The organism is Streptomyces sp. NPDC006435 (genome assembly GCF_040612315.1).
GTDB lineage: Bacteria > Actinomycetota > Actinomycetes > Streptomycetales > Streptomycetaceae > Streptomyces.
Window position 1 is genome coordinate 63,405 of record NZ_JBEXPY010000018.1, and the last position, 12,922, is coordinate 76,326.

The following is a 12,922-nucleotide window of genomic DNA, read 5'->3' on the forward strand; positions in this document are numbered from 1 at the left end:
GGACGCTTCGATGACCGCCAATCCGTACTCCCCCTACAACGCTCCCGGCCCCGGTGCGCCGCTCCCGCCGCAGACGCCGCCGAGGCAGGGCAAGGCCGCGGGCATCCTGCTGATGGTGTCCGTCATCACCGTCGGGTTGATGGCCGGTCTGTTCTTCGCCTACGACGTGTCGGTCATGCCCGGTCTCGCCCGCACCGACGACCGGGTGTACGCGGAGGCCATGCAGAACTTCAACCAGGTGATCGACACCAGCGGCCTGTTCGTGCTCGTCTTCCTGGGCGCGCTCGCCGTGACGGTGGCCGTCGCGGTGCTCGAGTACCGCAAGGGGAACCGCAAGGTCGCCCTGTGGGCGGGGGTCGCCGCCGGACTCTACGTGGTGGCGCTGCTGGTGACGTTCTCCGTCAACATTCCCCTGAACAACGAACTCGCCGACATCGGCAACCCGATGAAGGCCGGTGACCTGTCGGTCGTCGACAAGTTCAAGGGGACCTGGGAGACGACCAACATCATGCGCACCCTGCTGTGCACCGCGGCCCTGGGCTGCCTGGCGCACAGCCTGAAACTCCACGGCCGCGCCACGCCCGCGGTCTGAACGGAACTCCGGGCCGAAGGCCCTGTACGACGACGAACGGCGTGGCCTCCGGGCCACGCCGTTCGTCGTCGTTCTCTTCGGCCCCGTTCGCACCGGGGCCACAGGCCGAGGCCGTCATCGACCCGCCCCCGTCACCGTCGGGTGCCGGGCTTGGGGAGCGGTCGGGGGCGGGGGACGGACCGGGGCTTCAGCGGCTGGGGGTTGCGCCCGCCGCGGTTGAACTCGGTGAAGGTGCTGGAACCACGCCGGGCGGTCGTGCGAGCTCGCATGTTGACTCCCATGTGTCGTTGCGATGTACTCCCTGTGGAGTGCTTCGAATGTAGTACTTCACTTGAAGTGGTGTCAACGTCCTTGGGAGGTTTCCATGCGTCAGAACCCGGCGCGCAGGGCCGCATTGCTCGACGCGGCCATCGAAGTACTGGCCCGGGAGGGGTCGCGCGGGCTGACCCTGCGGGCCGTGGACGCAGGGGCCGGGGTGCCGGTCGGCACCTCCTCCAACTACTTCGCCAACCGCGCCGAGTTGCTGCGACAGATCATGGAACGCACCGGTGAGCGACTGACGCCGGACCCGGAGGCGCTCGCCGAGACCATGAAGGCCCCGACCTCCCCCGAACTGGTCGCCCTCCTGCTGCGGCAGGTCCACGAGCGCATGGAGGCGGACCGCAGCAGCTACCTGGCCATGATGGAGCTGCGTCTGGAGGGCGTCCGCCGGCCCGAACTGGGCGCCGAGCTCAACAAGCGCCTCCGGGCGACGCTGGAGGACAACATCCGCTTCCACGAGGAGGCGGGCCTGCCCGGCGACCGCGTCGCGGTGATCCTGATGTACCTCGCGGTGCACGGCATGATCGTGGACGACCTCACGGTGCCCGACGTCCTCACGGGCTCGGCGGGCGAGCTGATCGACGAGCTGTGCAAGCGACTGCTCGCGTACGGGACGCGGGAGACCGCCTGAGCGGTGGCCGTTCCCGCGTCGGGGAGCCGCGTGGGCGCGGTGGGCGCGGTGGGCGCGGTGAGCGTGGCGGGTGATGCGGGTGACACGGGTGCCCCGGGTGTTTCGACGGGGCACCCGGTCCCCGGGCCTGCGCTTCGGGACCGGTGCTTCGGGGCCGGCCCCCGTCCGGACTTCCGCTCGGATTCCGCCCGGGCTCTCAGCCGGGGATTTCCGTGCGCTCCCACCACTCGTAGACGGGCAGCCGCCCCTCGGTGGTCTCCTGATGGCGCGTCGTGGCCCTGAAGTGTTCGTATCCGCCGCGGAACGGGACCTTGACGTCGAGCCCGGGATCGGTGAGGGGGACGATGCGGTCGGGGAGGTCGTCGGGGCCGCCCTCGAGGACTGCTTTCAGTGCTTCGGTCATGGTCAGAGTGTCCCCAGCGGGTGGTCCGGCTCCTTCGAGACGCGCCGATGGGGCCGCCGTCGCACGCCCCGTCCCACTCCGACGGCGCGCGTGCGCCCCGCCGATGCCGCCGTCGGCGACCCGGGCCCGGCCAGGTTTGTCGCGGGGGCGGCCAAATGCTAACTTTGCAACAAGTTGAACAGTATCTTCGAAATCCCCTGGACCCCGGACCCCTCGGAGGCGGACGGATGCTGCAGATCCGGATCGGCGCCGAACGCGCCGCGGACGCGGACGACCGCCTGATGCGGACGACCCTCGGGTGGCGCCGGGGCATGAGCGAGGACGAGGCGTGGGAGGCCGGCCGCGGCATCTGGAAGTTCAACGCCGACCGGGCCCTGTCGCAGGACGAGGCTCAGATCATCAACGCCGAGGGCACCGTCCTCGCGGTCGCGCGGATCATCGGAATCTCCAAGCACGGGGACCGCTACGCTCTCGAGGGCGAGCTCCTGCGGGACGACCCCCGCGTCGGCCGCCCCACCGGGAGCCCGCACCTGTCCCGCAACCCCGTCACCTACATCTGACGCGGTCCCATGACGCTCCTGCTCCAGGAACCGCCGCACGACGAAGAGAGGCCCACGGCCATGGCCGACACCGGAACGGGCACCCGCTCCTCCCGCCCGGCCGCCGGGCGCGCCCCGGGAAACGACCGGGGCGTCGGTGCGGAAGGGGCGACTGCGGTGAGCGACTTCGACGCGATCGACGCGCTGCTTGCGGCCGTCGGCCCACAGGTCGAGCTCCCGCCGCCGGACGTACGGCGGGAGCTGCGGGAGCGGGCCAGGCTCTCCAAGGCGCAGGTGGCCCGCACGCTCGGCGTGAGCCCGAGCACGGTCGGCGGCTGGGAGAGCGGCCGGGACCCGGTGGACGAGACCCGGAAGAGGTACGCGTACCTGCTGGACGGACTGGCTGCCAAGTTCCCGGCCGGACCCGGCACCGAGCCCTCACCTTCACCCTCGGCTTCACCTTCGCTCCCGGCATCGCCTTCGCTTTCATCTTCGGCCGAGGTTGAGGCCGAAGCCGAGGCTGAGGTCGAGGACGCGGACGACGTGGAGTCCCTGGCCGTCCCCGAGCCGTGTGTGCTGTGCGGTTCACCGGCCGGGCACCGCGTGGCGGGCTTCGCCCAGCACCTGGACCCGGCCGACTGCCGGCCCGCCACCGCCCCCGGGTCCGCGCCGGAACCCTCGCCGGACGCCACCGCCGTACCGCCCGCACCGGCCCCGGAACCGCCCGCACCGGCCCCCGAGGCGGTGGCGTCGCAGGGGCGGAGCGGGACGCGCCGTTCCGGGCGCCCCACGGGCCCGGCCGGGCGCGCGTTCCAGGAACCCCACGGGCCCGGCGACCTGATCGGCGAGGCGGTCCGGGCCGCGCTGGACGAACACCGGGGCGACATCGACGCGGCCCTCGCCGCGCTGCTGAAGCGGGCGATCCCGGACGCGATGCGGCTGCTCGACGAGACCCGCAAGGGCGCCCGGTACGACATCGTCGCGCACCCGTGGATCCCCGACATCCTGCGCAAGCAGACCTCCCGCGGCGCCGACCAGGTGTGGGAGGCCCGTCCGAAGTGGACCCGCCGCGAACTGCCGCCGGGCCGCCACGAGGTGACCGCGCTCGACATCAACGGCGCCTACCTCTCCGCCCTCAAGACGCACCTGCCGCTCGGCCAGTTGGAACACACCGCCGGACTGCCCCACGACCGACGCCGCGCCGGTGTCCACCTGATCACCCCGCCCGAGTGGGAACACGAAGCGGTGCTCCCCAACCCGATCGGCAACCGGGACGAGCCCGGACCGCTGTGGGTCACCGAACCGACCCTGCGCCTCCTGCTGCGCCTCTCCGGCCCGAAGCACGCCCTGTGCGCGCCCCCCGAGATCCACGAGTCCTACACGTCCGGCGCGACGGAGAACCTGCTGGAGAAGTTCCGCGTCGTCCTCAAGGACGCCCGGGACGCGGCGATCGCCGCCGACGACGAGGTGACACTGGAGTACGTGAAGGCGATGTACTCGAAGTTCGTCTCCACGATGGGGGAGTCGAACTACAACCGGGAGCTCTACCGCCCCGACTGGATGCACATCATCCGCAGCCAGGCGTTCTCCAACCTCTGGCTGAAGGCCCTCAAGGCCCACGACGAGGGTCTCACCGTCGTACGCGCGATGGGCACGGACGAACTCCACGTCATCGGCGACTGGCACCGGGTCTTCCCCGAGGGGCGCGGCGTCACCGAGGTCAAGACGAAGGACGTCTACACCGCGGGCAGCGGTGCCACCGGGGACACCGAGGGCACGAGCGGGACCGGGGAAACGAGCGGGACCGGGGATCGGGATCTGCCGGGAGAGGGGGAGTAGGTGCCCGAGAGGACCATCGACTTCGGGAAGTTCGGCGCCCGGGGCATCAAGGGCAGCGAAGCCGTCGCGCGCAAACTGGACGAGCTGTCGGGCGGCATCGTCACCCCCGTGACCGTGAAGCGCGGCCTGATGGCGCGCCTGCACTACCTCACGAGGACCGACCACAGCCGCGGAGCGGCCAGGGACGCAGGTCTGACCGTCACCGACCGCACTCTCAGGGCCTGGCTCGACGAGAAGCGCCGACCGTCGCGAGCCAACCTCGAACGCATCGACCTCGCCTATCGCCGGGTGCGCCGCCAGAACGTCGCCCGGCACCTCCTCGCCCGCCTGAACGCCGGCGGCGGCACCCGGGTGGAGATCCACCCCCTCAACCAGTCACAGGTCGCCGGGCCGCTCCAGCGGGTGGTGGAGTACCGCACGATGAACGTACGCCGCTGGGACCGCATCGTCGGCTCCTGGGCATCCGGCGACCACCAGGGCCTCGACGAGGCGTGGGGGGACACGATCGTCGACCTGGGGTCGCAGTGGGGACAGTACGAGTACGTCACCAACATCGGCTTCGCCGCGTAGACCGCGCCGCAGGGTCTCGAACTCCGGACCCGTGACCTGTGACGTCCTGCGGCAGTGGACCGGCCGGCGGAGCGCTGTCCCGTGGTGCGGCTCCTCAACAGCCGCTCGAGGCCCGTCGGATGCCCGCTTCCGCAACCCGCTTCGATGATCCAGCGTCCAACTCCATGACGAACGGCCGCCGATCACCCGGGAGAACACATGGCGAAGAAGGACCAGAGGACGGACGCGGCGGGGGAGAAGGACCGCGAGAAGTGGATGGCGCGTTTCCAGGTGCGGCTGGCCATGCAGCCGGGCGTGGACCGGGCGGTCGTGCTCCAGGCGGTCAAGGACGTCACGACCCACTGCGCGGACACGGGAGAGCACCCGCGGACCGCCTTCGGCGACCCGGACGCCCACGCCGTGCAGACCGCCGCGCGGCTGGTACCGGCAGACCGGGCGGCGCGCGCGAGGCAGCGCAACGCCGTGGTGGACAAGCTCGACTCCGTGCTCAGGAGGGTCGGGGACGTCGCCGGTACGTGACCGGTCGAAGCGTCCGTCATGGCCTGGCGCACGGGTTCTGACACGGCCTCTGTCCACCGGGGCTGCCGGTGGGACTACGGTGACGGGATGAGCGACGATCCCGTGATACTGCGTCCAGTGGCAGAGGACGACCTGCCGGTGCTTGAGCAGTTCCTGACGGACCCCGGGGCGGCTGGGACGTTCCAGTGGATGGGCTGGTCGGATCCGGGGCGCTGGCGACGCCGGTGGGAGCAGGACGGCCTGCTGGGTGATGACGGCGGCCGGCTGATGGTGGATGGCGGCGCCGGCCGGCTCGGCGTTGTGGCCTGGCGGAAGGTCGTGACCTCGCGGAGCTCGTACCACTGGAATGTCGGGGCCCAGTTGCTGCCGGGCTGCCGGGGCCGTGGTGTCGGCACGAAGGCGCAACGGCTGCTGGTGCACTACCTGTTCGCACACACTCCCGTGGTCAGAATCGAGGCGGACACCGAGACGGAGAACATCGCCGAGCAGCGCGCACTGGAGAAGTCCGGCTTCGTCCGTGAGGGCGTGTTGCGCAGTACCTTGTTCCGGGGCGGGCAGTGGCGGGACGTCGTGCGCTACAGCGTGCTCCGCGACGACATCGTCCCGGACGAACCCCTGGAACAGTTCGGTCCCGGCAGCGGGCAGTCGGCCTGACGGGGACCAGGTCGAGGGCTCGCCGGCCGACGGGTCCGCTGCAACGGGACACTCGTGGTGAACCGCGACGGGCCGCCCCGGGCGGTGCGGGACGGGGCGGCCCGTGGAGAGACGGTCCGGTCAGTGGCCGGCTGCCGGTTCTCCGTCGAGCCGGTCGCGCAGGCGGGCGCTGGCCTCGTTCGGACCGGTCACCTCCACCGTCTTGCCGCGCCGGGCGTACCCGGCCTCGACGGCGTCCAGGGCGGCGACGGAGGACGCGTCCCAGATGTGGGCGGCGGACAGGTCGATGACGACCCTGTCGGGGTCGGTGGAGCGGGCGAACCGGCCGACGAGGTCGTTGGACGGGGCGAAGAACAACTCACCGGTGACCCGGTAGACAACGGTGCTGCCGTCGGGATCGATGACGGCGGTGACCTCGGCGAGGCGGGCCACGGACCTGGCGAACACGGCCATGGCGGTGACGGAGCCGACGACCCCGCCGATGGCCAGGTTGTGGTTGGCGACCACGAACGCGACGGTGACCACCATGACAATGATCTCCCCGGCCGGCATCCGCCTCGGCGTCCTCGGGGCGATGGAGTGCCAGTCGAACGTCGCGAACGACACCATGACCATCACCGCGACCAGTGCGGCCATGGGGATGTCCGAGACCATCGGGCCGAAGACGATGCACAGCACCATCAGGAACGAGCCTGCGAGGAAGGTGGACAGGCGGGTGCGGGCACCGCACACCTTCACATTGATCATCGTCTGCCCGATCATGGCGCAGCCGCCCATGCCGCCGAAGAACCCGGTGACGATGTTGGCGATGCCCTGACCGATGGACTCGCGGGTCTTGGAGGAGCGGGTGTCGGTGATGTCGTCGACCAGCTTCGCCGTCATCAGCGCCGGGCCCGCGGCGATCAGCGGGTAGACCGGCCACGGGACGTCGGTCATCTCGGGGACCTGGGCCATGAAGATGAGGATGGCCAGGGAGTTGACGAAACCGACCATCACCGGGCGCGGGACGAACCGCATCAGCTTCGCCACCCCGAGCACGCCCAGGACCACCTGGAAGACACCGGCCAGGATGACCGCGGCGACGAGGTGGCCCGGGCCGTGTTCGCGGTTGAGAGGGGCGATGACGAGGGCGACGGCGCCGGTGGCGGCCGAGATCATCGCCCGTCGGCCGCCGACGACGGCAATGGTGACGGCCATCGTGAAGGAGCCGGGACGGCACGGACGCGCGGCGTCCGGCCTCCGGTCAGGGGCGAAGCGTCACGGCGGACAGGCGGCGGGCACCATGGACTCGCGCACGCGTCTCTCCCGCAGGACTCGGATTCTTCACCGGGAGCACCATCGGCCCCAACATGACAAAACGGGCAGTTAACAGCCCGTCCCGGACTTTACCGCAACGTGGGGGTCGGTGTTCGGTGGCCGAGCGGCCGAGTGGCAGGGCGTCGGTGAGCCGCCGCTCCGGGTGGGCATCGTGATGTCGCTGCCGTGGTGGTGAATCCTTTGACGGTGGTCGCGCCTCTTGTCCCTGTGCGGACAACAGCGTCGGCACAGGAACCGGAGGTTTGTCGTGATCATTGGTGCCGTCATTGTCGGGGTCGTGCTCATCTGCGCGTGCAGTGTCGCCGTTCGGCGTCGGCGGGGGCGCTCGCATGGCTGACTTCACCTGGCCCGGCGAACAGCTGATCGTCGCGGCGAAGGAGGGCGACGTGGAGGCCGCGGCCGCTCTGGTGTCGGGCTCGCACCCGCACGTGCAGCGGTTCGCGTACTCCCTGTGCGCCTCGCCCCAGGACGCCGAGGACGCCGCGCAGGAAGCGTTGATCATCCTGTACCGCAAGATCGGAATGCTGCGGGCCTCCGGTGCGCTGGCGTCGTGGATGTTCCGCATCGTGCGCAACGAGTGCCTGCGGCGGGCGCGGCTGAGGCTGCGCAGCCACGGGCCGGTTCCGGACACCGCCGTGCCCTCGTTCGAGGACGAGGTGCTGCAGCGCCTGGAGGCGGACCGGGTGGCGGCGGCGATCGCCGACCTGCCCGCCGACCAGCGACGTGTGCTGATCATGCGGGACATCCAGGGCCACAGCGGGCGGATGGTCGCCGACGCGCTCGGCCTCAGCACCGCCGCGATGAAGTCGCGGCTGCACCGCGCCCGTGCGACGGTTCGCCGGGCGCTGCAGGAGACACCTGATTCGTTCCGGGGGACCATTCATGACTGATCGTCAGGATTTCGCGAGTGCTTCGCTGCCCCGGCACCTGGCGCGCGGCGGGCTGGGGTTCGGCGCCCTGGCCGGTTCGGTCCTGCTCATCCCGGTGGTCGGACCGGTCTCGCTCCTGCTCGTGCCGGTGGGGCTGCTCGCACTGCGCGGCTGCCCCACGTGCTGGACGATCGGGTTGCTGCAGACCGTCTCGAAGGGGCGGCTGCGACGCTCGTGCGTGGACGGTCGCTGCGAGCTGTCCGTCGCCCGACCCGCCCGGTCGTACGGGGACGGCGTCGCGCGGTTCCGGGCATCGGAACCGGACGGCGTACCGCCTCGCGAACCCGTCGCGCCGGGCGCCCTTCCCGGTGCGTACCGTGACCGGTGGGGCCCGAGGGGGGAATGATCCGTACGGCCCTGGCTGTTGAGCCGTTCGGCCACGATTCACGTTCCATGTACGTACGGGGATTCCATGTCGAACGCCGCGCTCGTCACCGCTGGTTGGACGCGGTTGGCGGAAGAAGGGGAAGAGGGGCCGGACGCGTACGTGGCCGCACCCGCGAAGGGGGTTCCGGCAGCCACCGTGGTGGTGGGCATGGAGCTGTTCGGCGTGACCGCGTGGGTGCGGAAGGTGTGCGAACGGTTCGCGGAGGCCGGGTACGTGGCCGTCGCACCGGACTTCTACTGGCGAGGGGTACGACGGGCGGAACTCGGCTACGACGACGCGGGCCGACAGGAAGGCTTTCGGCTGCTGGGCGGGCTGACCCGGGAGGGCGTGGTGGCGGACACCGCCGCCGCGGCGGAGGCCGGTGCCGGGCGGGGAGCGGCCGGGGGCCGCGCCTTCGTCGGGTTCTCCCTCGGCGGCCACTTCGGCGTCCTCGCGGCCACCCGGCTGCCCCTGGACCTGGTCGTCAGCTGCTACGGCGGCTGGACCCTCGACGGCGGCATCCCACTGGCCGAACCGGAACCGCCGCTGTCCGTGGCCGGTGCGACCGCCATCGGAAGGAACGGCACCACGGTGCTGGGGCTGGTCGGTGACCAGGACTTCCTGGTCACCGCCGACGAATGGCAGCGCCTGGGCCACCGGCTCCGGGAAACCGGTGTCCGGCACGAACTGCACGTCCACGCGGGGGCGGTGCACGGCTTCATGTGCGAGGACCGCCCCGGGAGTCATCACGGTGCGGCGGCCGAGGCCGCCTGGGACCGGATCCTGGGCGCACTGGACCGGCTGTCGCCCCGCCGGGACTGAGCGCGCACGCCGGCGCCCGTCCCGCGGGTCTGTCCGACAAGGCGCTCGTCGACGCGAGGGGGAGGGTCTAGTGTCCTCGCTCGTGACCGAACTCTCCTCGTACCTGAACACGACCGCGGATGCCTACGACTCCGTGGCCACCCTTTATCTCGATCTTGTCCGCGATTCCCTCGACGGCCTCCCGCTGGACCGCTCGTTCCTCGCCACGTTCGCCGAAGCCGTGACGACCGCGGGCGGCGGATCCGTCGCCGAGCTGGGGTGCGGCCCCGGGTACCTCACCGCGCACCTGCGGGACTCGGGGCTGGACGTCTTCGGCATCGACCTGTCGCCGGTGATGATCGACCTCGCCCGCGAGACGTACCCGGACCTGCGGTTCGAGGTCGGCTCCATGGACGCCCTGGGCCTGGCCGACGGAGAGCTGAACGGCATCGTGTCCTGGTACTCGCTCATCCACACCCCGCCGCGGGACGTGCCCCCGTACTTCGCCGAGTTCCGCCGGGTGCTCGCGCCCGGCGGTCACCTCCTGCTGGGTTTCTTCGAGTCGGAGGGCGAACCGGTCACGGCGTTCGACCACAAGGTGACGACGGCCTACCGGTGGCCGCTCGACGACCTCGCGGCCATGGCCCGCGAAGCCGGATTCGTCGAGATCGGCCGGATGCTGCGCGAACCGCAGGAGGGGGAGCGGTTCCGCCGGGGCCATCTGCTGATGCGCCGGGCCGAACAGGTCTGACGGCCGCTCGCGCCCGGCCCGGTACCCCTTCCGCCGGGCCTCGCGCGGGGTCCTCGCCCCGCGCGGGGTCCGGCGGGGCGTCCGGTCGTCCGGCGGGTCCCGGAGCGGTCCACCGGGTGTCACTCCGAAAAGTCATTGAGCCGATCGTGTGACCTGATCAAGACATTTCCTGTCGTAAAGTGCTGCGCATGTTTCCCGCCTCCGTACCTCCTCGACTCGGCGGACTGTGGCGATCGACGGGGACGGGAGTCGCCCACGCCCCGCAGTCACCGTCGGAATTCCGCCGAGCACGCCGTCGGGCCGTGCTGTTGACCGTGCTGGTGTGCGTGCTGCTGACGAGCGCGGTCGTGATGTGCGGGAGCGCGCTGGCGCACTGGGGCGACGCGTACATGTGGCTGTCGAACCGCACCGGGGAACCCGGGCGTTACCGGCCCGGCACCGTCCTCGCGATCGGCCTGCTCCTGCTGGTGCCGGCCGCCTTCGCCGCGATGACCGCACGGTCCCTGCGCAGGCCCCGGAAACCGACGGTCGAACTCACCCCGACGGCGGTGCGGTCGAACATGCACGGCGTCGTCGAGGTGCCGTGGGAGGACGTGGCCGGGGCCCGTGTGACGAACGGGCTGCACCTCGATCTCGCCGCACCTGCCGCCTCCTACCGGACCGAGGGCCGCCCCCGGAGCGAGGACGGGACGGCCTCGCTCCGGCTGTACGCGCCCCACGGCGACCTGCTCCCGTTGCTGACGTGGCTGCGGGAGCACCCCGAGGCGCGTGCGGCGGTCCTGGCACCGTGGTCGGACCGGGTGGCCGTCAGGAGCGGCGAGGAGGAGCGGTGAGGACGAGCAGGGGGAGGACGAGCGGGATGCAAGGGCGAGCGGCGGGAGCGAGCGGACCGTACGCCCGACCGCAGGCGCGCATCTGACCACTCGTCATGCCGGAACGGCGCCGACCGGGCCGCAGGGTTCGGCGGGGAGGCCGTGGTCCGGCACCCCGCGCGACTCGCGGTACGTGCCGGACGTCCTCCACGACCGCGACGGCGGCAAGCGCCCGGAGACGATCGTCATCGACACCGCGAGCTGCGGCGACATCGTGTTCGGACTGCTGACCCCGGCCGGGTTCGCCCGCCCCCGCAGCAGAGGCGGTCGGCCTGCGCCCACGACTACGAGGCGGCTTCCGCGACGACGACGTACAGCGTCACTGCGGCGAAGAAGGATCCCGTGGCGAGATGGTCGAGCCACCGCTGCGATGCCGGGGCGGGCAGGTAGCCCGCGGACACGGCGCGCTCGGTGTTGCGCTGAATGCCGAGGACCTGGTCCGCGGCCTGGACATCACGAAAGACCGAGGCGACCGGGACGACGGTCGGCACGGCGAATCCCGCATCCAGCGCGAGCCGGGCCAGCTGACGGCCAATGACCCCGTTGCGTACGACCCTGTCCGTCACATGGCGGGTGTAAGCGCGCGAGACCTCGAGGTCGGGGTGGTCGATGGCCAGCGAATCCCAGTCGGGTTCGCCCATGACGAGTCTGCCGCCAGGGCGCAGGACGCGCCGGGCCTCCGCGAGTGCCCGGGCCGGGTCCGTCACGTGCTGGAGCACGCGGTCGGTCCGGGCGCGGTCGATGCTGCCGTCCTCGAACGGGAGCGTGTGGATGTCGCCCGGTTCCACCTCGACCGCGGGCAGGTTCTCCGTACGCCTGCGTGCTTGCTCGACCATCTCCTGGCTGGAGTCGATGCCGATCACCCTGCCCGACGAGCCGACCGCCTCGGCGAGGGCGCCGAGATCCGTGCCCGGTCCGCAGCCCAGATCGAGTGCGGTCTCACCGGGCCGGGCATCCAGTGCGTGGAGCATGACGCTCTTGTAAGAACGTGCCGCGTCCGTCGCGGCCAGTCGGTCCAGGTAGCCGACCTCGTCAGGAACAGTGCTCTCGAATACGCGCCCGGACAGGCGGGCCATGGAGTGCGCCTCACGCTCCAGCAGCTCCCGCCCCGCGGGCGTGAGGCGGAACGGGCGCTGACGGCCCTTCTCCTCCAGGGGCTTCACCAGTTGCTTCGCCTCCAGACGGGCCAAGGCTCCGTAGAGGCTCCCGGGCCCGAGACGGTGACCGGAGACCTGCTCGATGGCCGCGTTGATGGCGTATCCGTGCAGCGGCCCGTCGGCCAGTGCGCACAGCACGAGCATCTGGGCGTCGTTGGTGCGCATGGCTTCTCCCGCTGTGGTCGGCCTCCGGAACGCGTTCCCATGATGCTACACGGCACGTAGTACGTGCTGCGTAGTATTCCGCAGCGGTGAGACGACGGACGCCGACTGCGCGAGTGCCGGGCCCGGAGGCATCGACGGACCGCTGACGAGGGACCTGAGCACCGGCTTCACCCGAGCCGGAAGAGCTCTCCGTAACGTGGATGTGGCAGCTCGGTGCCGAGGCGAGGCCGGACGAAAGCGTGATGGAGGGGCCTGCCCGTGATCGGCACCGGCGGCATCGACGTCCTCCTCGGCCCGGACGTCGGCAAGGGCGAACACCACGCCACCGCCGTCACCCCGGCCGGGAAGAAGGCGTTCGACGAGCGGCTGCCCAACACCGAGCCCAAGCTCCGCGAACTGTTCGCGAAACCCCAGGCCAAGCACGGGACGGCGCTGGTCGTGGTCGACCGGCCGGCCTCCATCGGGGCCCTGCCGCCGGCGGTCGCCCGGGGTTTG

14 protein-coding genes and 3 pseudogenes are annotated in these 12,922 nt (G+C 71.3%); 14 read left to right on the forward strand and 3 right to left on the reverse strand.

Translation table 11 applies throughout. The features are described 5' to 3' along the window. Positions 1–10 precede the first annotated feature (10 nt). The gene (locus tag ABZZ04_RS19145; RefSeq protein ID WP_356933373.1) at positions 11–592 is read left to right on the forward strand and encodes a DUF1772 domain-containing protein; all 582 of its coding nucleotides are present in this window, start codon (positions 11–13) and stop codon (positions 590–592) included. A 364-nt stretch (positions 593–956) separates the two neighbouring features. After that, a complete protein-coding gene (locus ABZZ04_RS19150; RefSeq protein ID WP_356933374.1) occupies positions 957–1,544 on the forward strand; it encodes a TetR family transcriptional regulator in 588 nt (195 codons plus the stop codon). 196 nt (positions 1,545–1,740) lie between these two features. On the opposite strand, the gene ABZZ04_RS19155 is transcribed toward ABZZ04_RS19150, so the two are convergent. Then, positions 1,741–1,947, reverse strand: a complete 207-nt coding sequence (locus tag ABZZ04_RS19155) for a DUF5988 family protein (protein WP_356933375.1) — start codon at positions 1,945–1,947, stop codon at positions 1,741–1,743. 227 nt (positions 1,948–2,174) lie between these two features. Here ABZZ04_RS19155 and ABZZ04_RS19160 point away from each other — a divergent pair, with 227 nt between their 5' ends. The 5 genes from ABZZ04_RS19160 (at position 2,175) to ABZZ04_RS19180 (ending at position 6,068) form a co-directional block, all read left to right on the forward strand. After that, on the forward strand, positions 2,175–2,507 hold the full coding sequence (locus ABZZ04_RS19160) for a hypothetical protein (RefSeq protein ID WP_356933376.1): 333 nt from the start codon (positions 2,175–2,177) through the stop codon (positions 2,505–2,507). Between the two features lie 156 nt (positions 2,508–2,663). Next, the gene (locus ABZZ04_RS19165; protein ID WP_356933377.1) at positions 2,664–4,325 is read left to right on the forward strand and encodes a helix-turn-helix transcriptional regulator; all 1,662 of its coding nucleotides are present in this window, start codon (positions 2,664–2,666) and stop codon (positions 4,323–4,325) included. Further along, complete coding sequence (locus tag ABZZ04_RS19170) at positions 4,326–4,895, forward strand: transcriptional regulator (protein WP_356933378.1); 570 nt, start codon at positions 4,326–4,328, stop codon at positions 4,893–4,895. Between the two features lie 198 nt (positions 4,896–5,093). Further along, positions 5,094–5,414, forward strand: coding sequence for a hypothetical protein (locus tag ABZZ04_RS19175; protein WP_356933379.1), 321 nt, complete (start codon positions 5,094–5,096; stop codon positions 5,412–5,414). Positions 5,415–5,501: 87 nt separating this feature from the next. Further along, entirely contained in the window at positions 5,502–6,068 is a 567-nt protein-coding gene (locus ABZZ04_RS19180) for a GNAT family protein (RefSeq protein ID WP_356933380.1), read from the forward strand. A 120-nt stretch (positions 6,069–6,188) separates the two neighbouring features. On the opposite strand, the pseudogene ABZZ04_RS19185 reads toward ABZZ04_RS19180, so the two are convergent. Next, positions 6,189–7,274, reverse strand: a pseudogene (locus ABZZ04_RS19185) (SulP family inorganic anion transporter); the annotation flags it as partial. Between the two features lie 440 nt (positions 7,275–7,714). On the opposite strand from ABZZ04_RS19185, the gene ABZZ04_RS19190 reads away from it, so the two are divergent. The 6 genes and pseudogenes from ABZZ04_RS19190 to ABZZ04_RS19215 form a co-directional block, all read left to right on the forward strand. Then, positions 7,715–8,275, forward strand: coding sequence for an RNA polymerase sigma factor (locus ABZZ04_RS19190; RefSeq protein WP_356933381.1), 561 nt, complete (start codon positions 7,715–7,717; stop codon positions 8,273–8,275). Then, a complete protein-coding gene (locus tag ABZZ04_RS19195) occupies positions 8,268–8,660 on the forward strand; it encodes a hypothetical protein (protein WP_356933382.1) in 393 nt (130 codons plus the stop codon). Before ABZZ04_RS19190 ends, ABZZ04_RS19195 begins: the two co-directional genes overlap by 8 nt. A gap of 66 nt (positions 8,661–8,726) precedes the next feature. Beyond that, on the forward strand, positions 8,727–9,503 hold the full coding sequence (locus ABZZ04_RS19200; protein WP_356933383.1) for a dienelactone hydrolase family protein: 777 nt from the start codon (positions 8,727–8,729) through the stop codon (positions 9,501–9,503). Positions 9,504–9,585: 82 nt separating this feature from the next. Beyond that, positions 9,586–10,233 (forward strand): class I SAM-dependent methyltransferase, encoded by a 648-nt coding sequence (locus ABZZ04_RS19205; protein ID WP_356933455.1) that lies wholly within the window; start codon positions 9,586–9,588, stop codon positions 10,231–10,233. A gap of 302 nt (positions 10,234–10,535) precedes the next feature. Next, a complete protein-coding gene (locus tag ABZZ04_RS19210) occupies positions 10,536–11,066 on the forward strand; it encodes a hypothetical protein (protein WP_356933384.1) in 531 nt (176 codons plus the stop codon). 111 nt (positions 11,067–11,177) lie between these two features. Further along, positions 11,178–11,352, forward strand: a pseudogene (locus ABZZ04_RS19215) (Tn3 family transposase); the annotation flags it as partial. A gap of 37 nt (positions 11,353–11,389) precedes the next feature. Here the strand turns inward: ABZZ04_RS19215 and ABZZ04_RS19220 are convergent. Then, positions 11,390–12,427 (reverse strand): methyltransferase domain-containing protein, encoded by a 1,038-nt coding sequence (locus ABZZ04_RS19220; protein ID WP_356933385.1) that lies wholly within the window; start codon positions 12,425–12,427, stop codon positions 11,390–11,392. A gap of 258 nt (positions 12,428–12,685) precedes the next feature. On the opposite strand from ABZZ04_RS19220, the pseudogene ABZZ04_RS19225 reads away from it, so the two are divergent. After that, positions 12,686–12,916 (forward strand): annotated as a pseudogene (locus ABZZ04_RS19225) (transposase); the annotation flags it as partial. Between the last annotated feature and the right edge of the window lie 6 nt (positions 12,917–12,922).